The 17,670-nt window shown below is 71.5% G+C and carries 19 protein-coding genes; 6 read left to right on the forward strand and 13 right to left on the reverse strand.

The window, feature by feature from the left end:
- Positions 1 to 5: 5 nt before the first annotated feature.
- The 6 genes from OG928_RS12225 to OG928_RS12250 form a co-directional block, all read right to left on the reverse strand.
- Complete coding sequence (locus OG928_RS12225; RefSeq protein WP_406282984.1) at positions 6 to 1,361, reverse strand: HD-GYP domain-containing protein; 1,356 nt, start codon at positions 1,359 to 1,361, stop codon at positions 6 to 8.
- Positions 1,358 to 2,698 (reverse strand): HD-GYP domain-containing protein, encoded by a 1,341-nt coding sequence (locus OG928_RS12230; protein ID WP_406282986.1) that lies wholly within the window; start codon positions 2,696 to 2,698, stop codon positions 1,358 to 1,360. The genes OG928_RS12225 and OG928_RS12230 overlap by 4 nt, the downstream gene beginning before the upstream one ends.
- Before the next feature lie 151 nt (positions 2,699 to 2,849).
- Positions 2,850 to 3,170 (reverse strand): mycothiol system anti-sigma-R factor, encoded by a 321-nt coding sequence (rsrA, locus tag OG928_RS12235; protein WP_406282988.1) that lies wholly within the window; start codon positions 3,168 to 3,170, stop codon positions 2,850 to 2,852.
- Positions 3,167 to 3,802, reverse strand: coding sequence for a sigma-70 family RNA polymerase sigma factor (locus OG928_RS12240; protein ID WP_406290928.1), 636 nt, complete (start codon positions 3,800 to 3,802; stop codon positions 3,167 to 3,169). The genes rsrA and OG928_RS12240 overlap by 4 nt, the downstream gene beginning before the upstream one ends.
- A gap of 148 nt (positions 3,803 to 3,950) precedes the next feature.
- The gene (locus OG928_RS12245) at positions 3,951 to 4,601 is read right to left on the reverse strand and encodes an alpha/beta family hydrolase (RefSeq protein ID WP_406282990.1); all 651 of its coding nucleotides are present in this window, start codon (positions 4,599 to 4,601) and stop codon (positions 3,951 to 3,953) included.
- A gap of 70 nt (positions 4,602 to 4,671) precedes the next feature.
- Complete coding sequence (locus tag OG928_RS12250) at positions 4,672 to 5,442, reverse strand: SOS response-associated peptidase (protein WP_406282992.1); 771 nt, start codon at positions 5,440 to 5,442, stop codon at positions 4,672 to 4,674.
- Positions 5,443 to 5,514: 72 nt separating this feature from the next.
- Here OG928_RS12250 and aroA point away from each other — a divergent pair, with 72 nt between their 5' ends.
- Together aroA and rsgA are read left to right on the forward strand one after the other, a co-directional pair.
- Positions 5,515 to 6,792: a 3-phosphoshikimate 1-carboxyvinyltransferase gene (aroA, locus tag OG928_RS12255; RefSeq protein ID WP_406290930.1), complete on the forward strand. Its 1,278-nt coding sequence runs from the start codon at positions 5,515 to 5,517 to the stop codon at positions 6,790 to 6,792.
- Positions 6,793 to 6,805: 13 nt separating this feature from the next.
- Complete coding sequence (gene rsgA, locus OG928_RS12260; protein WP_406282994.1) at positions 6,806 to 7,846, forward strand: ribosome small subunit-dependent GTPase A; 1,041 nt, start codon at positions 6,806 to 6,808, stop codon at positions 7,844 to 7,846.
- 51 nt (positions 7,847 to 7,897) lie between these two features.
- Here rsgA and OG928_RS12265 read toward each other — a convergent pair whose 3' ends face one another.
- The gene (locus tag OG928_RS12265; protein ID WP_406282996.1) at positions 7,898 to 8,413 is read right to left on the reverse strand and encodes a DUF2231 domain-containing protein; all 516 of its coding nucleotides are present in this window, start codon (positions 8,411 to 8,413) and stop codon (positions 7,898 to 7,900) included.
- A gap of 298 nt (positions 8,414 to 8,711) precedes the next feature.
- On the opposite strand from OG928_RS12265, the gene OG928_RS12270 reads away from it, so the two are divergent.
- Positions 8,712 to 9,425 (forward strand): DUF4097 family beta strand repeat-containing protein, encoded by a 714-nt coding sequence (locus OG928_RS12270; protein ID WP_406282998.1) that lies wholly within the window; start codon positions 8,712 to 8,714, stop codon positions 9,423 to 9,425.
- A gap of 31 nt (positions 9,426 to 9,456) precedes the next feature.
- Here the strand turns inward: OG928_RS12270 and OG928_RS12275 are convergent, their stop codons facing one another.
- The 4 genes from OG928_RS12275 to OG928_RS12290 all read right to left on the reverse strand — a co-directional run bounded on the left by OG928_RS12275 (position 9,457) and on the right by OG928_RS12290 (position 12,679).
- Entirely contained in the window at positions 9,457 to 10,002 is a 546-nt protein-coding gene (locus OG928_RS12275) for a DUF2087 domain-containing protein (RefSeq protein WP_406283000.1), read from the reverse strand.
- A gap of 326 nt (positions 10,003 to 10,328) precedes the next feature.
- Positions 10,329 to 11,018 (reverse strand): HAD family hydrolase, encoded by a 690-nt coding sequence (locus OG928_RS12280; RefSeq protein WP_406283002.1) that lies wholly within the window; start codon positions 11,016 to 11,018, stop codon positions 10,329 to 10,331.
- Positions 11,019 to 11,046: 28 nt separating this feature from the next.
- Positions 11,047 to 12,156 (reverse strand): ferritin-like domain-containing protein, encoded by a 1,110-nt coding sequence (locus OG928_RS12285; RefSeq protein WP_406283004.1) that lies wholly within the window; start codon positions 12,154 to 12,156, stop codon positions 11,047 to 11,049.
- Between the two features lie 106 nt (positions 12,157 to 12,262).
- Positions 12,263 to 12,679 (reverse strand): hypothetical protein, encoded by a 417-nt coding sequence (locus tag OG928_RS12290; RefSeq protein ID WP_406283006.1) that lies wholly within the window; start codon positions 12,677 to 12,679, stop codon positions 12,263 to 12,265.
- A gap of 286 nt (positions 12,680 to 12,965) precedes the next feature.
- On the opposite strand from OG928_RS12290, the gene hisN reads away from it, so the two are divergent.
- Complete coding sequence (hisN, locus tag OG928_RS12295) at positions 12,966 to 13,763, forward strand: histidinol-phosphatase (RefSeq protein ID WP_406283008.1); 798 nt, start codon at positions 12,966 to 12,968, stop codon at positions 13,761 to 13,763.
- Positions 13,764 to 13,932: 169 nt separating this feature from the next.
- A complete protein-coding gene (locus OG928_RS12300; protein WP_406283010.1) occupies positions 13,933 to 14,334 on the forward strand; it encodes a cyclic nucleotide-binding/CBS domain-containing protein in 402 nt (133 codons plus the stop codon).
- A gap of 147 nt (positions 14,335 to 14,481) precedes the next feature.
- Here OG928_RS12300 and OG928_RS12305 read toward each other — a convergent pair whose 3' ends face one another.
- A complete protein-coding gene (locus OG928_RS12305) occupies positions 14,482 to 15,939 on the reverse strand; it encodes a catalase (RefSeq protein ID WP_406283012.1) in 1,458 nt (485 codons plus the stop codon).
- A 125-nt stretch (positions 15,940 to 16,064) separates the two neighbouring features.
- Between OG928_RS12305 and OG928_RS12310 the strand changes: the two genes are divergently transcribed.
- Positions 16,065 to 16,481, forward strand: coding sequence for a Fur family transcriptional regulator (locus tag OG928_RS12310; protein WP_406283014.1), 417 nt, complete (start codon positions 16,065 to 16,067; stop codon positions 16,479 to 16,481).
- Between the two features lie 19 nt (positions 16,482 to 16,500).
- Here OG928_RS12310 and OG928_RS12315 read toward each other — a convergent pair whose 3' ends face one another.
- Entirely contained in the window at positions 16,501 to 17,607 is a 1,107-nt protein-coding gene (locus OG928_RS12315) for a hypothetical protein (protein ID WP_406283016.1), read from the reverse strand.
- Between the last annotated feature and the right edge of the window lie 63 nt (positions 17,608 to 17,670).

Below are 17,670 nucleotides of genomic sequence, written 5' to 3' on the forward strand. Positions count from 1 at the left end.
GACGCTCAGCCCGTCCGTTCGACGACCTGGGCGAGCGCCTCGACCACGCGCGGATCGTACGCGCCCGCCGCGTCCGCCCGAAGCCGCCCGAAGACCTCGTGCCGCGCCCGCGGGTCCTCGGCCGGCGCGACCAGGTCGTCGTAGGCGTTGACCACCTTGATGATCCGACTCGCCAACGGCGGCGGCGGACCGGCCGGATCGTCGCGATAGGGATCGGCCTGGGCGGCCACGATCGTCGCCACCCGGTCCAGCAGGCCGCTCTCGCGGATCACGTCCGCGCCGAGTCGGGCGATTCGGCGCTGTTCGGCCGCCGGCAGGTCCAGGGTGGTGCCGCCCGGCACCGGTTCCACCAGCGCGAGTTGTCCGATGTCGTGCATCTTCGCCGCGTACTCCAACTCGCGCAGCTCCACCCCGCCGAGCCCGAGGTCCACCCCGACGGCGTGCGCCAGTTCGCCCACCCGCGCCGCGTGCCCCGGCGACCCGCACCCGGCCGCCTCCGGCAGCCGCGACAGCGCGTCGACGGTCTGCAGGTGCACGAGCCGGATCGCGGCATAGCGCCGGAAGGACAGCATCACCAGCAGCGACGGGAGACAGAACACCGGCACCGCCCACAGCCCGAGCGCACTCGTGGACAACGCGATCAGCATTCCGGTCGCCCCCACGGCCGTGCCCACACCGGTCAGCCCGCCACCGGCCCGGCCGGTCGCCGAACCCTCCGGGCCGATCCGCTCGGTGGGGCTCAACCCCGCGCACAGGTCCCGCAGTTCGCCGAGCAGCGCCGAACAGAACGGCCGGCCCACCCGCGCCATGGCGGCCACCACGGCGTCGCACAGCGACGTCAGCAGCACCACCAGGACCAGGAACGTGCCGTAGGCCCACCCGCGTTCCATCACCGGGTCGAGCACCCCGGTGACGTACAACGGCCGGAACAGGGTGGCCGCGAAGCCCGCCGCGAGCAGTCGCCGCGCGACGTACGCGGGAGCCGGTGCCCGCCCGCGCGCGACGTGCGGCAGCGTGCCCGCGAGCAGCGCGACCCCGACCACCGCCACCACCTGGAGCACGCCGTGCCGCGACACCGTGCCGTGCACGTCGGGCAGCAGCGCGTAGGCGAGCGCGCCGGCCGCGCCCAGCGGCGCGGTCTCGCGGTTGCCTGGCAACGTCACCCGCGCCATCTCGCCGACCGCGATCACGCCGGCGAACACGAGCGCGTACTGCGGCTGGACCACCCCGCGCGCGAGCGTCGACACGACCGCCGCGACCGCCGCGATCGCGCCGAGCACGAACACGACCGTGCCGGTGTGCGCGCGCAGCCGCGCCCCGATCCCGCCGGGTTCGAGCCGGCCCCCCGTGGCCGCCGTCACAACCCGCCACCGACCCGATCACGCGCGACCGAGTGCGCGTCGAACCGCATCTCCTGACGCGGCGCGGGGACCTTGTCGGACACCTCGCCCTCGGGCCAGCCGTGCCGCGCGAGCGCCTGGGCGAGCGCCTCGACCATCCGCGGGTCGAACTGGCTGCCGCTGCACCGCCGCAGCTCGGCCATCGCCGCGTCGGTGCCGCGCGCGGGCCGGTACGACCGGGTGGAGGTCATCGAGTCGAACGCGTCGGCGACCGCGATCACCCGGGCGAACTCGGGGATCTCCTCGGCGACCAGGCCCGCCGGGTAGCCCCGCCCGTCCATCCGCTCGTGGTGGTGCAGGATGCCGGCGTGTGCCTCGCCGAGGAACGCCAGGTCCCGCACCATCGCGGCACCGCTGACCGGGTGCCGCTGCATCTCGCGCAGTTCCTCGGCGTCGAGCCGCCCCGGCTTGGTGAGCACCCGGGTGGGCACGCACAGCTTCCCGACGTCGTGCAGGATCCCCGCGTAGCGCAGGCACACCACGCGGTCCTCCCGCATGCCCAGTTGGCGGGCGATCAACACCGAGGCGCGGGCCACCCGTTCGCTGTGCCCGCGGGTGTAGCCGTCCTTGATCTCGACCGCCCGCACCAGCGTGCGCACGGTCGCCTCGTGCGCCGCGTTCTCCTGCGCCTGCTGCGCGTACGCCCAGAAGGCGACGTAGAGCGGCAGCAGCACGAGCACGGCCGCGAAGGCGCCGAGCCGCTGCTGCCACAGCACGGCCATCATCAGCGCGATCGGCACCGACCCCAGCCGCCACCCGGCCGTCCGCACGAACACCTCGCGCAGCACCGGCAGCGGCGCGGCCGCCTCGGTCGCGGTCACGTACGCGGCGTCGAGCAGCCCGCTCACGACGTAGAGCGCGACCCCCGCGACACCCACCGGCAACAGCCCGGCCGGCAGCTCCGAAGCGGTCAAGTCCCGAGAACCGCCCAGGAGTTCGTATACCCCGGAGCCGGCCGCGATGGCGAACACGAGGTGCGCGGCGTTGACCACGCGCGGGCACACGTCGGCGGTGCGCGCCCGCGCGATCAGCACGCCCGGAACGGCGATCGTCGCGGCCGCGCCCGCCGGCAGCAGCAGCACGCCCGCGCACACCAACGGAAAAAGCGCCCCGTCGGGGGCGCCGCACAAGCCGGTGAGTCGGGCTCGGGCCACCGCCCCGAAGGCAACGAACAACACCGCGAGCGCGACCAATCGATCGATGTCCACCCCGGACCACGGCAGCAGGACCATCGCGGGCACGGACGCGCCCACCATGATCGAGAGGTGGATCCGTGCGATCGGCGGCAGCGTACGCATGCGACTCCTCGGCTGGTCGCTCGGAGACCACCGAGAATAGGCCGCCCCGCGAACGACCGAGGGGCGCATGCCCGGTTTATCCCGGCCATGCGCCCCTGATTAGCTCGATCGGGTCAGTGCCCGTCGCCGCGTCGTGCCCTCGCCTACCGCGTCAGGCTCGGCCGGGTCGTTCTATCTCGATCGAGGTCTCCTCGACCGACACCCGCTGCGCGTCCACCTCGACGCGGACCAGCTTGATACGCTCCAGCACCTTGTTGCGCAGCTCCGAGGGAACCTCGTCGCGGCCGCAGCAGCGGTGCACCAGCTCCTTCACCTGCTGCTCGAGGCCGTACTTGTCCAGACACGGCGAGCACTCGTCGAGGTGCGTGCGGATGCTCGTGCAGTCCGCGTCCGCCAACTCGTTGTCGATGTACTCGTACAGGTGCCCGAGGATCTCGGAGCAGTCCACCTCGTGGTGGTCACCGCAGCTCATGAGTCCGAGCCTTTCCGGTCGGTGCCTGCGGGGACGAGGCCGCGCTCGCGTGCGTAGTCGGCCAGCAGATCGCGGAGCTGGCGCCGCCCGCGGTGCAGGCGCGACATCACGGTCCCGATGGGAGTACCCATGATGTCCGCGATCTCCTTGTACGCGAAGCCCTCGACATCGGCGAGATAGACCGCGATCCGGAACTCCTCCGGGATGGCCTGGAGAGCCGTCTTCACGTCGGAGTCCGGCAGGTGATCGAGCGCCTGCGCCTCGGCCGAGCGCAGTCCGGTGGACATGTGCGACTCGGCCCGGTGCAGCTGCCAGTCCTCGATCTCCTCCGCATGCGATTCCAGCGGTTGACGCTGCTTCTTGCGATAGGAGTTGATGAAGGTGTTGGTCAGGATGCGATACAGCCAGGCCTTGAGGTTGGTGCCCTCTTTGAACTGGTGGAACGACGCGTACGCCTTGGCGAACGTCTCCTGGACCAGGTCCTCGGCATCCGAGGGGTTGCGGGTCATCCGCAGCGCCGCCGAATACAACTGATCGAGGAACGGCAGGGCGTCCCGCTCGAACCGCGCGTCTTGCTGCTCCAAGGTCTCCGGTACGAGACCCACCTCCTTCAAGCCAGGAGTCGACGATATCGCCCGCGGCTGATCCGTGCCCGCACCCCACTCGGGCCAGGCGAGAAACGGTGCCTCGTTTCGGACAACCGAACCGGCGGCCTTCAGCATGGGAGCGACCTCCACTCGTCGACGCTTGACAGTGGTGGGAACACGTTCCCCGCGCGGATCATTCCCGCCCGGTCGCGGCCTCCAGCCAATCGCCGACACCCGCCGTGATCAGCGCCAATGCCTCTTCCTGGGTGGTCTGCGCCTTCTTCGCGACGGCAAATCCGTGGTCCGCCGACGGCACTTCGAGCACGGTCGGCCCCGCTGCCGGAAACTCGCTCGGCCCCCCGAACGGGTCGCGCTCGCCCTGCACCACGAGGGTCGGCACACCCGCGCCGAGCAGTTCAGCCACGCGCGAACGCTCGGGCCGACCTGGCGGGTGCAGCGGAAACGCGAGCGCGACGACGCCCGCGACTCCGGCCTCGATCGCGGTCCGGCACGCCACCCGCGCGCCCGCGCTGCGGCCGGATCCGAAGACCGGCAGGGCCTCACGCTTGTTGCGGGCCGCGATTTCGGCCAGGACGGGGAGCCAGCCGGCGTCCAGGGTCTTGGGCGCGGGGGCGATCCGACGCCCGGCGACCCGCCACGGCTGCTCCACCAGGGCCACATGGAAGCCCCGTGCGGGCAGCTCGGCGGCGAGCGCCACGAGGTCGCGCGCCTCGATCCCGCCGCCCGCGCCGTGACTCGCGACGTACCAGGCCCGGGCCGCCCCCCGCGCCCGATGCACCGTCACCCGCGCGGCGCCGGCCGGCGTGTCGACGTCGAACACCACGGGACGAGCCGGCCGATCAGGGCGACCAGGGCGATCAGGGCGATCAGGGCGATCAGGGCGATCAGGGCGATCAGAAGAGCGTGGCGTCAACGGTGACCTCGCCCTCGGGAATCGCGTCGAGCAGGTGGGGAGCGTTGTTGCGGACGTTGTTGACGTCGGTCGAGACCGGGTGCGCCGTCATGAACCCCGGCTGCGGCGGAAGCAGCAGGCCGCGCACCTCCTCGGCCTCGGTCCAGGCCGGGTCCAGCCACGCGTCCCACTTGTCGCGGGTCAGCACGAGCGGCATCCGGGGGTGGATCCGGGCCAGCTCGGGGTCGGCGTCCAGGGTGAGGATCGTGCACGTCCACAGCCACGCGAGCGGATCGTCGTCCGCCCGGCCCTTGTCCCGCCACCATTCGTACAGTCCCGCGAAGGCCACGCCGGCGCCGTCCGCCGCGTGGATCCAGTAGGGCTGCTTGCGGGACGCGCCCTTGGGCCCGTCCGGCGCGGTCTCCGGGGTGTGCCATTCGAAGTAGCCGTCGGCCGGGAGCAGGCACCGCCGCGCGGTGAACGCCTTCCGGTAGGAGGGCTTCTCGTGCACGGTCTCCGACCGCGCGTTGATCATCTTCGCGCCCATGCCGGGGTCCTTCGCCCAGGACGGGACCAGGCCCCACTTGATCGTGCGGAGCTGCCGAGTTGGCGCGCCGCCCGACTCGACCGGGCGTTCCAGGACCGCGTAGACCTGCTTGGTCGGCGCGATGTTCCAGTCGGGTTCGAGTTCGTCCGCGGCGTCGAACCGATCGACCTCGAACAACTCGACGAGGTCCTGGGGACTCTTGCTGGACGCGTACCGGCCACACATGGCGTCCAGGGTGCCACGTGATCCGGGAAAATCGGGGGCCGGGCCGGCAAACGACTACGCTTGGTCCTCGTGATGTCTGCGTTGTGGTCTGCTCCCGTTGCCTCCGCCCCCGTGACCGCCACCGTCGAGGTGCCCGGCTCCAAGTCGGTGACCAACCGCGCCCTCGTGCTGGCCGCGCTCGCCGACGGCCCCGGCTATGTACGGCGGCCGCTGCGCAGCCGCGACTCGCTGCTGATGGCGGCCGGTCTGCGCGCGATGGGCGTGGTGATCGAGGATCGCGGCGACGACTGGTACGTACTGCCCGGCAGACTGGCCGGACCCGCCACCGTGGACTGCGGCAACGCGGGCACCGTGATGCGCTTCCTGCCGCCGGTCGCGGCCCTCGCCGACGGGCCTGTGCGCTTCGACGGCGACCCCCGCTCGTACGAGCGGCCGCTCGACGGCGTGATCGGCGCGCTGCGCGACCTGGGCACCCGGATCGACGACGAGGGCGAGGCCCGGCTGCCGATGACCGTGCTCGGCGGCGGCGGGGTCGAGGGCGGGGTGGTGCGGATCGACGCGTCCTCCTCGTCCCAGTTCGTCAGCGCGCTGCTGCTGTCCGGGCCGCGCTTCAATCTCGGCGTCGAGGTCCGGCACACCGGCACGTCGGTGCCGTCGATGACGCACATCGCGATGACCGTGGACATGCTGCGCGCGGCCGGCGCGCAGGTCGACGACAGCGAGCCGAACGTGTGGCGGGTCGCGCCGGGCGCGCTGCTCGGGCGCGACATGGTGGTCGAGCCCGACCTGTCCAACGCGGGCCCGTTCCTGGCCGCGGCGCTGGTCACCGGCGGATCGGTGACGGTGCGGGACTGGCCCGAACACACCACGCAGCCCGGCGACCGGCTGCGCTCGATCTTCACCGCGATGGGCGGGTCGTGCACGCTCACCGCGGCGGGCCTGACTCTGAGTGGCGGCACCGCGGTGCACGGCATCGAGGCCGACCTGCACGACGTCGGCGAGCTGACCCCGGTGATCGCGGCGGTCGCGGCGCTGGCCGACGGCCCGAGCCGGCTGACCGGCGTCGCCCATCTGCGCCTGCACGAGACCGACCGACTCGCCGCCCTGGTCAAGGAGATCAACGGTCTCGGCGGCGACGTCAACGAGATCGAGGACGGCCTGGAGATCCGGCCGCGCCCGCTGCACTCCGGCGTGTTCCACACCTACGACGATCACCGCCTGGCGACGGCGGGTGCCGTCCTGGGCCTGGTCGTCCCGGGCGTGGACGTGGAGAACGTGGAGACCACCGCGAAGACCCTGCCCGACTTCACCGGCCTGTGGACGCGCATGCTGACCGCGCGGCGCGGCTGAGAGGCTCGGGAACATGGCGGGTCTGGGTTCGAACCGACGCAGGGACCTCGACGAGGACGACATCCGGATCCGGCCGGGCAAGCGCGGCTCGCGCCCGCGCACCCGGACCCGGCCCAAGCACGAGGACGCCCGCGAGGGCCGCGTGCTGACCGTGGACCGGGGCCGCTACACCTGCCTCCTGGCGGACGAGGACGCGCCGGACCGCTCGATCACCGCGATGAAGGCCCGCGAGCTGGGTCGCAAGGGCGTCGTGGTCGGCGACCGGGTCGGCATCGTCGGCGACCTGAGCGGTGGGGAGGGCTCGCTGGCCCGGATCGTCCGGGTCGAGGAGCGGCGCAGCACGCTGCGGCGGACCGCGGACGACGACGACCCGTACGAGCGGATCATCGTCGCCAACGCCGACCAGCTCGCGATCGTGACCGCGCTGGCCGACCCCGAGCCGCGCCCGCGCCTGATCGACCGCTGTCTGGTCGCGGCCTACGACGCGGGCCTGGAACCGCTGCTCGTGCTGACCAAGGCCGACCTCGCCTCCCCCGACACCCTGTTGGAGATGTACGGCGCGCTCGGCGTCGAGTACGTGGTCACCAAGAGCGAGTCCGACTGGGACCTGAACCCGATCCGGGCCCGCCTGGCCGGCAAGACCACGGTCTTCGTCGGACACAGCGGCGTCGGCAAGACCACGCTGGTCAACGAGCTGGTGCCGGACCACCAGCGCGCGGTCGGCCACGTCAACGAGGTGACCGGGCGCGGTCGGCACACGACCACGTCCGCGCTGACCCTGCGGCTTCCGCTCTTCGAGGCGGGCGAGCGTCAGGGATGGGTCGTCGACACTCCCGGCGTGCGCTCGTTCGGCCTCAACCACGTCGACCTCAGCCGGGTGATCAACGCCTTCCCCGACCTCGCGGCGGGCACCGAGGACTGCCCGCGGGCCTGCTCGCACGACGAGCCCGACTGCGCGCTCGACGCGTGGGTCGCGGCCGGGCACGCCGACCCGGCCCGGCTGTACTCGCTGCGCCGACTGCTGAGCACGCGCGAGCGTGACGAGGGCGACTGATCCCTCGTCGGACGGGCCGCCCCGCCCGCTCCATCGGCTCCGTCGGCTTCGTCAGCGCAGCTGCCCCAGGCTGTTCTTCACCGTGTCCCGCCACACCGCGCTCGATCCGGACTCGCCCACCCGCACGACCTGGATCACCGCGAGCACCGCGGCCACCACGGTCAACACGGCGACGATCGGGACCACGATCGGCGGTATCGTCCGCGGCCGGAAGGTGGCGGCGGCCCGGTGCCGCGTGACCAGCAGCAGCACGAGCGTGACGCCGAACAGGCCGAGCGTGTACCAGAGCATGTCCGCGCCCCGGTCCACGTGCGTCTGGACGGCGGCGGTGCGCTGTCCGTCGCTCAGCCGGTCCAGCCGGTCGAGCAGTTTCGTGCCACTCTCCTTGGCCACGAACGTGGTGAGCGCGGCGACCGCGTCGAGCCCGACCACCCACCACCCCGCGCGCAGCAACCACGGCCGGCGGATCGCCACGAGCACGCTGGCGACCGCCGCCACGGGCACGACGACCACCGCCAGATGCACGACCAGGACGTGGAGGGGCAAGCCGGAGACGGTGTCGAACATGAATGGGCTCTCCTTGCAGTCGGGGGCCTAGGGAGAGGACGACCCTTGCACAGACCAACGGCTCCGAGAGTGCCCGGGTTCAGCCGATGTCGAACGCACATGTCGTCGGGCGGTCACCGTCCGCGCAGGGGGGACAGCCCTACCCCGGGTTCGGGTGACCGCCGGATGCCGGCACCACCGCGCGCGCTCATACAGTTTGGGCAGCTTCGGATCACCTGTCGGGGAGAGTGCCATGAAAAGGCCGCTACGCACGTCATTGATCTTCTTCGGTGGGCTGTTCGCCATCGGAGGGATTCTCATGGCTGCCTGGACCGGCATCGTCCTGCTCTCCAGCCACGACATCCGTGATCACCAGGTGTTCGAGCTGGCCGCGACGGACAAGCTGATCATCGACACGGACGAGGGCGGTGTCACGCTCGAACCGGGCGAGCCCGGGAAGGTCACGGTCGATCGCAAGATCACCGACAGCATCAACGGCCCCGACCCGACCTGGAGCCTCGAGGGCAACCGACTCAAACTCCGGGTGAACTGCCCGGCCGCGTTCGGCATCGGATGTGACGGGTCGTACCGGATCAAGGTCCCGCTCGACGTCCCGCTCGAGGTCTTCACGGACAACGGCGGGATCGATGCGTCCGGGCTGCGGCAGGACATGAAGTTCAGCACCGACAACGGCCACATCGCGATCAGCGACAGCGTCGCCGCGAACCTGGTCCTCAACACGGACAACGGCGGGATCAACCTCGCCCGGGTGTCCACCGACCGGGTCCGCGCCACCACCGACAACGGCGGGGTTCGAATCCGCCTCGACAAGGCGCCGACGGAGGTGACGGTCCGTACCGACAACGGCGGGGTCCACGTCACCGTCCCCGAGGACGACAACACCTATCGGGTCGACGTCGACATCGACAACGGCGCACCGCACCTGATCGACAGCGACTCCCGCTCCAACCGCTCGATCACCGTGCGCACCGACAACGGCGGGGTCGACGTCGACCGGGCCGTGATCCGTTAGGACCCGCCCCAGGGCCGTACGGGCGGGCCGTTCACACCGTGAACGACCCGCCCGTACGCCAGTACACCCCGCCCTCGCGGCCGAGGAAGCCCTCGTCCACCAGATGCCTGCGCAGCGCCGCGTGGTCGTCCGTGAAACGGCGCAGCGTCTCGACGATCTCGGCCTCGTCGTAGCGCACACCCGGCTCGAAGCTGCCGGCGACGTGATCGAGCACTATCAGCCGCTTCGCGCGCTGCACGGGCAGTTGCCTGACCCGGCCGTGGGCGAGATAGGTCCGCAGTACGGCCGCCTCGACGGGGCCGCGGTCGGCGAACGAGTCGTCGGGCTCCGCCCCGATCCCGGCCGCCGCCTGGGCAAGCGCCTCCGGACACGCGTGCCACCCGTCCCCGGCCCGCGCGGCGAGGCCGACGGCCTCGAGCCGCGCCAACACCTTGATCGCGTCCCGCAACGGCAGCCCGGCCCGGTCGGCGATCTCGGAACTGAGATGGGCCTCCAGAACGAGCGCCGCGAACACCTTCAACCGGGCATCGTCAGCCAGCACACGAAGCAACTCCGCTGGTTCCTCGGCCGAACCCATGCCCCGATGGTAGAACCTCCACCCCCACCAAGGACCGCCCACCAAGGAGGATCACCCGGATGCCCCCACGTCTTCACCAGCCCGGCCGGCGCTTGAGGCCAAGCCTGTCCAGCCCGGCCGGCGCTTGAGGCCAAGCCTCTCCAGCCCGGCCGGCGTTTGAGGCCAAGCCTGTCCAGCCCGGCCGGCGCTTGAGGCCACCCGGCCGGAGGCCGCCCCACCCAGCCCGTCCGGCGCTTGAGGCCACCCGGCCGGAGGCCGCCCCACCCAGCCCGTCCGGCGCTTGAGGACAAACCAGCCCGGCCGGCGCTTGAGGCCACCCACCCCGCTCACCCCCCACGCACGCCCAACTCGTCGATATGCGCCAGCAGATCCGCAGGCTCGTCGTACACGCGAAACGCATGCGCCCGCTCCAACTCATCCGCACCATAGCCGCCGGAAAGCAACCCCACCCCGAGCGATCCGGCCCGCCGCGCCGCCAGCAGATCCCAAATACTGTCCCCGACCACCACGCACTGCCCCGGGTCCATCCCGAGCTTGGCCGCCCCCGCCAGGAACAGGTCGGGGTCCGGCTTGGCCCGCGCGACCTCGTCACGCGTGACCATCGGCAGGTCCAGGGACACGCCGAGCTTGGCCAGCATCGGTTCGGCGCCCGCCCGCCGCCCACTGGTGGCGATGGTCCACGGGATGCCCACCTCGGTGAGGTGCCGCAGCAACTCCGGCGCACCGGGCAGCGGCTGCACGAACGGCACCCGGGCGGCGTAGTTGCGCCCGTGCGCGTCCGTCAGCGCCTCGACCTGCTCGGGGTCGAGGTCGATGCCCGTCTCGCGCTGGATGCCCTTGACGAACAGCCCGCCGCTCATCCCGATCTTCCGGTGGATCCGCCACATGGCCAGGTCGATCCCGGCCTCGCTGAGCGCCTCCTGCCAGGACATGACGTGGTGGTAGACGCTGTCGACGAGGGTCCCGTCGAGGTCGAAGACGAAGGCGGGCGGTCGCGAACGCACAAGATCGGTCATACCGAAAATCTAGCCGGTGCCCGCGCCTTCAGCCCTCCGCGCCCAGTTCGACCATGTCGGTGACCTCGGCCGCGCGAGCGACCTCCTCGGCCCGGATCCGCCGGTCCCGGTCCAGCGCCTCGGCCTGGTCCTCGTCGTCGCGCATCATCCGCTCGACGTTGGAGTCGCCCATGTCGAGCACGCCCATCTCGGCGAACGTGGTGCGCACCTTCGGCCCCCACAGACCGATGTCCTTGATACACGGCACGATCCGGCTGAACAGCAACCGGCGGAATTCGCGCAGGTATTCGGAGTTCTCGGTGGCCTCGCGCGCCTCGGCCTTGTCGATCTGGAAGTTCTCCCACACCTCCTCGTCGCGCAGGCGGTCCCGCATCAGGTAGCAGCCCTCGACGACGAACTCCTCGCGCTCGCCGCGCTCGGCGTCGGTAAGTTCGCGGTAGTAGTCGCGCAGCGCCATCCGCCCGAACGCGACGTGCCGGGCCTCGTCCTGCATGACGTAGGCGAGGATCTGCTTGGGCAGCGCGACCGTGGTGATGTCGCGCAGCATCCCGAAGGCGGCCAGTGCCAGGCCCTCGATGAGCACCTGCATCCCCAGGTAGGGCATGTCCCAGCGGGCGTCCGAGAGCGTGTCGTCGAGCAGCGACTTCAGGCTCGGGTTGATCGGGTAGTACAGCCCGACCTTCTCCTTCAGGAAGCGCGCGTACACCTCGGCGTGCCGGGCCTCGTCCATGACCTGCGTCGCCGCGTAGAACTTCGCGTCCAGGTCGGGCACCGACTCGGCGATCCGCGCGCTGCAGATCAGCGCGCCCTGCTCGCCGTGCAGGAACTGGCTGAACTGCCAGGCGATACCGTGCCGGCCGAGTTCGTCGCGCTCCGCTTGCGACATCATGTTCCAGCTGCGCGTGCCGTGGAGCGTGTGCAGCTCCTCCGGGAGGCCCAGCGGGTCCATCGGGTCCACCGGCAGATCCCACTCGATCCGCCGGGCGGCGTCCCACTGCTTGTCCTTGCCTTTGGCATACAGGGCGAGGAGCCGGTCGCGCCCCTCGTCGTACTCCCAGTTGAACCGGGCGGCCCCCGACGCGGGGACCTCCCAGACGGTCATGTCGGCGGGCAGCGCGTAAAGGTCGTGCGTCGACACGGGCGTTCTCCTCGCGAGAGACGTGTGACGTGCGGTCGGCGGATGCCGTATCCGATGTCCTACGCCCTCATCGCGTCGACCGGAAGCCCTCGACGGCCACCGATTACTACCGAGTAGCCTTCCCGCTCGTCGACTCGCTCGGCGTCGGCGGCGGAGTGCCCGGCTTGGCCGGCATCTGTACGGCGGGCCGGCTCTGCGTCGGGATCGGCGCACCCGGCGCGGCGGGAACGGCGGGAGCGGCGGCGGGAACGACCGGCGTGCCGAGCCTGCTGCGCAGCCGCTGTCGGCGCCGGCCGAGCGATCGGGTCGCGGCGGGATTGGTCCGGCGCACATCCTCGGGCAACGCGAACCACATCTCCACGACGGCCAGCGCCTGTGGTCGCTCACCCGCGCGCTCCAACAGGTCCGCCGCGCGTTCGTACGTCCACGCCGTGCGCATCTCCGCGCCGACGCCGTGCAACAGCGTGCCCAGTTCGCGCAGTTCCTCGCGTTCGAAGCGGTCCGCGAGCGGTGTGCCCTCCAACGTCCAACCGTCCAGACTTCGACGTGGTTGGACGAGACCGGGTCCCGGAACGGCCTCTTTGCCGTGTGTTGCCCTGCGCCCGACCCCGAACAGTGCCATCGCGGTCCCGCACCCCCTCCGACACCCACTCGCCGCTGCGGGCGATCGGTGAACGGTTGTCGATTGTCGCTGCTCGCGCTTCCTTGTATGCGTAACGAGCGTACGAGGCCACGGCGACGGCGCGTAAGTGTGTCCATGCGCGCGGGGCGCGCAGACATGCCGGCGAGCCGCCAGTACTGTTCGTGTCATGCCCGGCTATGACGACGATCTGCGCTTCGCCCACGTTCTCGCGGACGCCGCCGACGCGACCACCATGGACCGCTTCAAGGCGCTCGACCTGCGGGTCGAGACGAAGCCGGACATGACCCCGGTCAGCGACGCGGACAAGGCCGCCGAGGAGATCATCCGGCACCAGCTCGGGCGCGGCCGCCCGCGCGACGCCGTGCTCGGCGAGGAGTTCGGCTCGACCGGCCACGGTCCGCGCCGCTGGGTGGTCGACCCGATCGACGGCACCAAGAACTTCGTCCGCGGCGTCCCGGTGTGGGCGACGCTGATCGCGCTGATGGACGGCGACGAGTCGGTCGTGGGCCTGGTCTCCGCACCGGCCCTGGGTCGGCGCTGGTGGGCCGCCAAGGGTGCGGGCGCGTGGACCGGCCGCAGCCTGTCCCAGGCGTCCCGCTGCCGGGTGTCCGAGGTGGCCGCGGTCGAGGACGCGTCCTTCGCCTACTCCAGCCTGGGCGGCTGGGAGGAGCGCGGCCGGCTCGACGACTTCATGGACCTGACCCGGACCTGCTGGCGCACCCGCGCGTACGGCGACTTCTGGTCGTACATGCTCGTGGCCGAGGGCGCGGTGGACATCTGCGCCGAGCCCGAGGTCAACCTGTGGGACCTCGCCGCGCTCTCGGTGATCGTCGAGGAGGCGGGCGGGCGGTTCAGCTCGCTCGACGGTACGCCCGGCCCGGCCGGCGGCAACGCCGCCGCGTCCAACGGTCTGCTGCACGGGGAGCTGCTCGACCGGCTCGGCGACACGCACCCGCACGGCTGAGGCACCGTCAGGACACGGTGCGGTCCCACCTTCGGGTGACTTGCCCGCTATACCTTCCCTTGACCTTCCAGGGCATGTGACTATGTGAAAACAGGGCTTGTGAACTTGTGAATTAATTCTCGAGCGCACGGCCCCGTCGTCCCACACGCCCCGACGGAGGTGGTGTCACATGTTCGTCCGCGACGGCATGAGCACGATCGTTCTGACCATCGGCCCGGCCCACACCCTGCGCGCGGCAGCGCGCCTGATGTCCGCCCGCCAGATCGGCGCGGCGGTCGTGATCGACCCCGAAACGTCCGGTCTGGGAATCCTGACCGAACGCGACATTCTCATGTCGATCGGCGCCGGTCAGAATCCCGACACCGAATACGCCGGCGATCACCTGACCTCGAACGTGGTCTTCGCGACCCCGGCCTGGACCCTGGCGGACGCGGCGGCCGCCATGACGCGCGGCGGCTTCCGCCACCTGATCGTGCTCGAGGGCGACGACGTGCTCGGGATCATCTCGGTCCGCGACATCGTCCGCTGCCAGATCCACGAGGCGCAGCGGGCCGAGGAGTTGGTGGGTTGACCCCGGCGGGCGACGGTCCCCGGCCGTCGCCCGCGAAGGGTCGCCCGCCGACGGGTCGGATCCCGCGCGACGGTCCGGGCATGGGGAACGCCGCCCGGTACCGATTCGCGGCTCAGGTACCGGGCGGCGCGCTTGTGGGGTGGACCGTCAGGCGCGAAGGTCCTTCACGGCCGCCGCGATGCGGTCGCCGTAGTCCTGGTCGGCGGCCCGGAAGTGGCCGACGACGCGGTCGATGATGTCGTCCCGGGAGACCTGCGCGAGGAAGCCGGAGATGTTGGCGACCAGACGGCCCTGCTCGTCGGCCGACATCAGTCGGTACAGGTCGCCCGCCTGCACGTAGTCGGTGTCCTGGGCGTGCTCGGGGGCCGCGTGCGTACCGGTGAAGCCGGTCACCTCGGTCGGCGCCCACAGCGGCGCGGCGCTCTCGTACGGACCGCCGAAGCTGTTCGGTTCGTAGTTCTTGGCCCGCCCGCCCGGGTTCGTGGCCATCGCACCGTCCCGCCCGTGGTTGCGGGCGACCGTGGCGTGCGGCGCGTTGACCGCGAGCTGGGTGTGGTTGATCCCGACCCGGTAGCGGTGCGCGTCGGCGTAGGCGAACAACCGGCCCTGGAGCATCTTGTCCGGGCTGGGACCGATGCCCGGCACGAAGTTGGCCGGATTGAACGCGGCCTGCTCGACCTCGGCGAAGACGTTCTCGGGGTTGCGGTCGAGCACGAGCCGGCCGACCTCGATCAGCGGGTAGTCGGCGTGCGGCCACACCTTGGTCAGGTCGAACGGGTTGAACCGGTAGGTCGCGGCGTCGGCGACCGGCATCAGCTGCACCTTGAGCGTCCACGACGGGTGCGCCCCGGCGTCGATCGCGTTGAGCAGGTCGCGCTGGTGCGAGTCGGCGTCGCTGCCCGCGAGTGCGGCGGCGTCCGCGGCGGTCAGGTTCCTGATCCCCTGATCGGTCTTGAAGTGGTACTTGACCCAGAACGCCTCCCCCTCGGCGTTGACCCACTGGTAGGTGTGCGAGCCGAAGCCGTCCATGTGCCGGTACGACGCCGGGATGCCGCGGTCGCCGAACAGCCACGTCACCTGGTGGATGGCCTCCGGCGAGTGCGACCAGAAGTCCCAGACGTTGTCGGCCTCCTGGCTGCCCGTGTAGGGGTCGCGCTTCTGGGTGTGGATGAAGTCCGGGAACTTCAGCGGGTCCTTGATGAAGAACACCGGGGTGTTGTTGCCGACGAGGTCGTAGTTGCCCTCCTCGGTGTAGAACTTCAACGCGAAGCCGCGCGGGTCGCGCACCGCGTCGGCCGAGCCGAGGTTGCCCGCGACGGTCGAGAAACGGGCGAACAACTCGGTGCGCCGGCCCGGCTCGGCGAGGAAGTGCGCCCTGGTGAAGCGCGACACGTCCGCGGTGACCTCGAAGTGGCCGAAGGCACCCGAGCCGCGGGCGTGCACCACGCGCTCCGGGACACGCTCCCGGTTGAACCGGGCGAGCTTCTCGATCAGGTACTGGTCCTGAAGCAGCAGCGGCCCACCCGGCCCCGCGGTCTGGCTGTTCTGGTTGTCGGCAACCGGTGCGCCGGATTCGGTGGTCAACGTGTGCGTCTGCTGCGACATGGTGTGCGTCTCCCCTGGCGTTGCTCGTTGCTGTGGTCCGGTGATCAACCTACGACCAAGTTTGGACTTTGTCCAGAACCAGATTTGGACCAAGTCCAGGATGAAGCCATGTATCGTTTGTGTACATGAGCGACCTTCTGGAACGACTCCGTGAGCGGGGATGGCGCCTGACCGCGCAGCGTCGCGTCGTGGCCGAGGTCCTGAACGGCGACCACGTCCACCTGACCGCCGACGAAGTGCACGCACGCTCGGGGAAGCGACTCCCGGAGATCAGCCGGGCGACCGTCTACAACACACTCAACGAACTCGTGTCGCTCGGCGAGGTGTTGGAGGTCGGCACCGACGGGCGCGCGAAGCGCTACGACCCCAACGCCCGCAACGCGCACCAGCACCTGGTGTGCAGCGTCTGCGGCACGATCCGCGACGTACATCCGCAGTGCGACCCGATCGCGGGGCTGTCCGAGGCCGAGCATTTCGGCTTCGACATCTCCGGCGCCGAGGTCACGTTCCGGGGCGTCTGCCCGGACTGCAAAAAGAGCTAGGGACCTGGCCGGGGCGCCTTCATTCGGCGGTCCGCCGGACCAGGTGGACCGCGCCCGCGCGGGCCGCCCGACGCAGGGCGGAGCGCTCCGCGTCGAGGTGCGCGTGCAGTATGTGCAAATCCTCGTCCGCACCGCACTCGGCGAGCCCGAGCAGCAGCCCCGGCGAGGGGTAGGTACGCAGGAACTCCCGGTACGCCGCGGCCGGATCGGTACCGCCGGCCAGCAGTCTGCGGCGCGCGGCGTCGCGCACCCGCGGCGAGCGATCCGCCAGCGCGCCCACGAGCACGTCGGCCTCGGTCCCGGCCGGCAACAGCTCGATGGCGCGTTCGCGCACGCGCGGATCCGGCACCCGCATCAGCCGCAGCGCGACGTGGTGTCGGTCCCGCCCGCGCAGCCGCCCCAGCAGCGCGTGTCCCGCGGCGATCCGGCAGGCGTGATCCGGATCCCGCGCCGCGATCACCAACAGCGCGGCGTCGTCCAGGAGTTCGATCCCCAGGCGGCGCACGGCCGGTTCGCGGTCGCGCCCGAGGTCGGGCCCCGCGGTGGGCCGCCGGCGACCGCCGAGCAGCGCCTCCCGATACGCGTCGAGCACCCCCTTGGACCGGACCCGCCCGCGCAGCGCGTGCAGCACGGGTACGGCCGCGCGCACCTCGTCCGGTTCGACGTGCCACAGCAAGGCGGCCAGCGCCCGCTCACGCACGGAGTCCACCCAGTCGTCGGTCCGCAACGCGAGGAAGACCGCGGCCAACGGCCCCGGCTCGGCGGCCAGACGGACCACCGCCTCCTCGCGCAGCCCGCCGTTCTCGTCCAGGCTCGCCACCGCGGCGACCAGCGGATGACGGCGCGTGCGCAGCAGCCGCCTGGACGGCTCCAGCCCGGCGAGCACGCCCACGGCCGCACGCGGCCGAGCGGCCCGGTCCAGGCGCACGATCAAGGACGTGGGCAGCGCGGCGACCCGATCCGCGACCGGGCCCGGGTCGGTCCCACCCGCGGCCACGACGGCCCGCAGGTGCGCCAACAGGCCCGCGGCGTGGTCGGCCCCGCCGTCGCCGGCCGGCCACTCCCCCACCACGACCGCTTCGTCACGCGCGGGGCGCTTCCTGCGCAACCGATCGATGCGCGCCATATGTCGCCTCCCGTCCCCACCGGAGCTCGACCTTAGCGCGGTCCCGAACCCCACCCGCGGGGC

Source organism: Embleya sp. NBC_00896, from assembly GCF_045207785.1.
In the GTDB taxonomy this organism is placed as follows: domain Bacteria; phylum Actinomycetota; class Actinomycetes; order Streptomycetales; family Streptomycetaceae; genus Embleya.

Excerpts from the sequence above, each read along its gene's own strand:
- OG928_RS12230 (WP_406282986.1), bottom strand. The coding sequence starts at position 2,698 with ATGCGTACGCTGCCGCCGATCGCACGGATCCACCTCTCGATCATGGTG.
- rsrA (WP_406282988.1), bottom strand. The coding sequence starts at position 3,170 with ATGAGCTGCGGTGACCACCACGAGGTGGACTGCTCCGAGATCCTCGGG.
- OG928_RS12250 (WP_406282992.1), bottom strand. The coding sequence starts at position 5,442 with ATGTGTGGCCGGTACGCGTCCAGCAAGAGTCCCCAGGACCTCGTCGAG.
- aroA (WP_406290930.1), top strand. The coding sequence starts at position 5,515 with ATGTCTGCGTTGTGGTCTGCTCCCGTTGCCTCCGCCCCCGTGACCGCC.
- rsgA (WP_406282994.1), top strand. The coding sequence starts at position 6,806 with ATGGCGGGTCTGGGTTCGAACCGACGCAGGGACCTCGACGAGGACGAC.
- OG928_RS12265 (WP_406282996.1), bottom strand. The coding sequence starts at position 8,413 with ATGTTCGACACCGTCTCCGGCTTGCCCCTCCACGTCCTGGTCGTGCAT.
- OG928_RS12270 (WP_406282998.1), top strand. The coding sequence starts at position 8,712 with ATGGCTGCCTGGACCGGCATCGTCCTGCTCTCCAGCCACGACATCCGT.
- OG928_RS12275 (WP_406283000.1), bottom strand. The coding sequence starts at position 10,002 with ATGGGTTCGGCCGAGGAACCAGCGGAGTTGCTTCGTGTGCTGGCTGAC.
- OG928_RS12280 (WP_406283002.1), bottom strand. The coding sequence starts at position 11,018 with ATGACCGATCTTGTGCGTTCGCGACCGCCCGCCTTCGTCTTCGACCTC.
- hisN (WP_406283008.1), top strand. The coding sequence starts at position 12,966 with ATGCCCGGCTATGACGACGATCTGCGCTTCGCCCACGTTCTCGCGGAC.
- OG928_RS12300 (WP_406283010.1), top strand. The coding sequence starts at position 13,933 with ATGTTCGTCCGCGACGGCATGAGCACGATCGTTCTGACCATCGGCCCG.
- OG928_RS12305 (WP_406283012.1), bottom strand. The coding sequence starts at position 15,939 with ATGTCGCAGCAGACGCACACGTTGACCACCGAATCCGGCGCACCGGTT.
- OG928_RS12310 (WP_406283014.1), top strand. The coding sequence starts at position 16,065 with ATGAGCGACCTTCTGGAACGACTCCGTGAGCGGGGATGGCGCCTGACC.
- OG928_RS12315 (WP_406283016.1), bottom strand. The coding sequence starts at position 17,607 with ATGGCGCGCATCGATCGGTTGCGCAGGAAGCGCCCCGCGCGTGACGAA.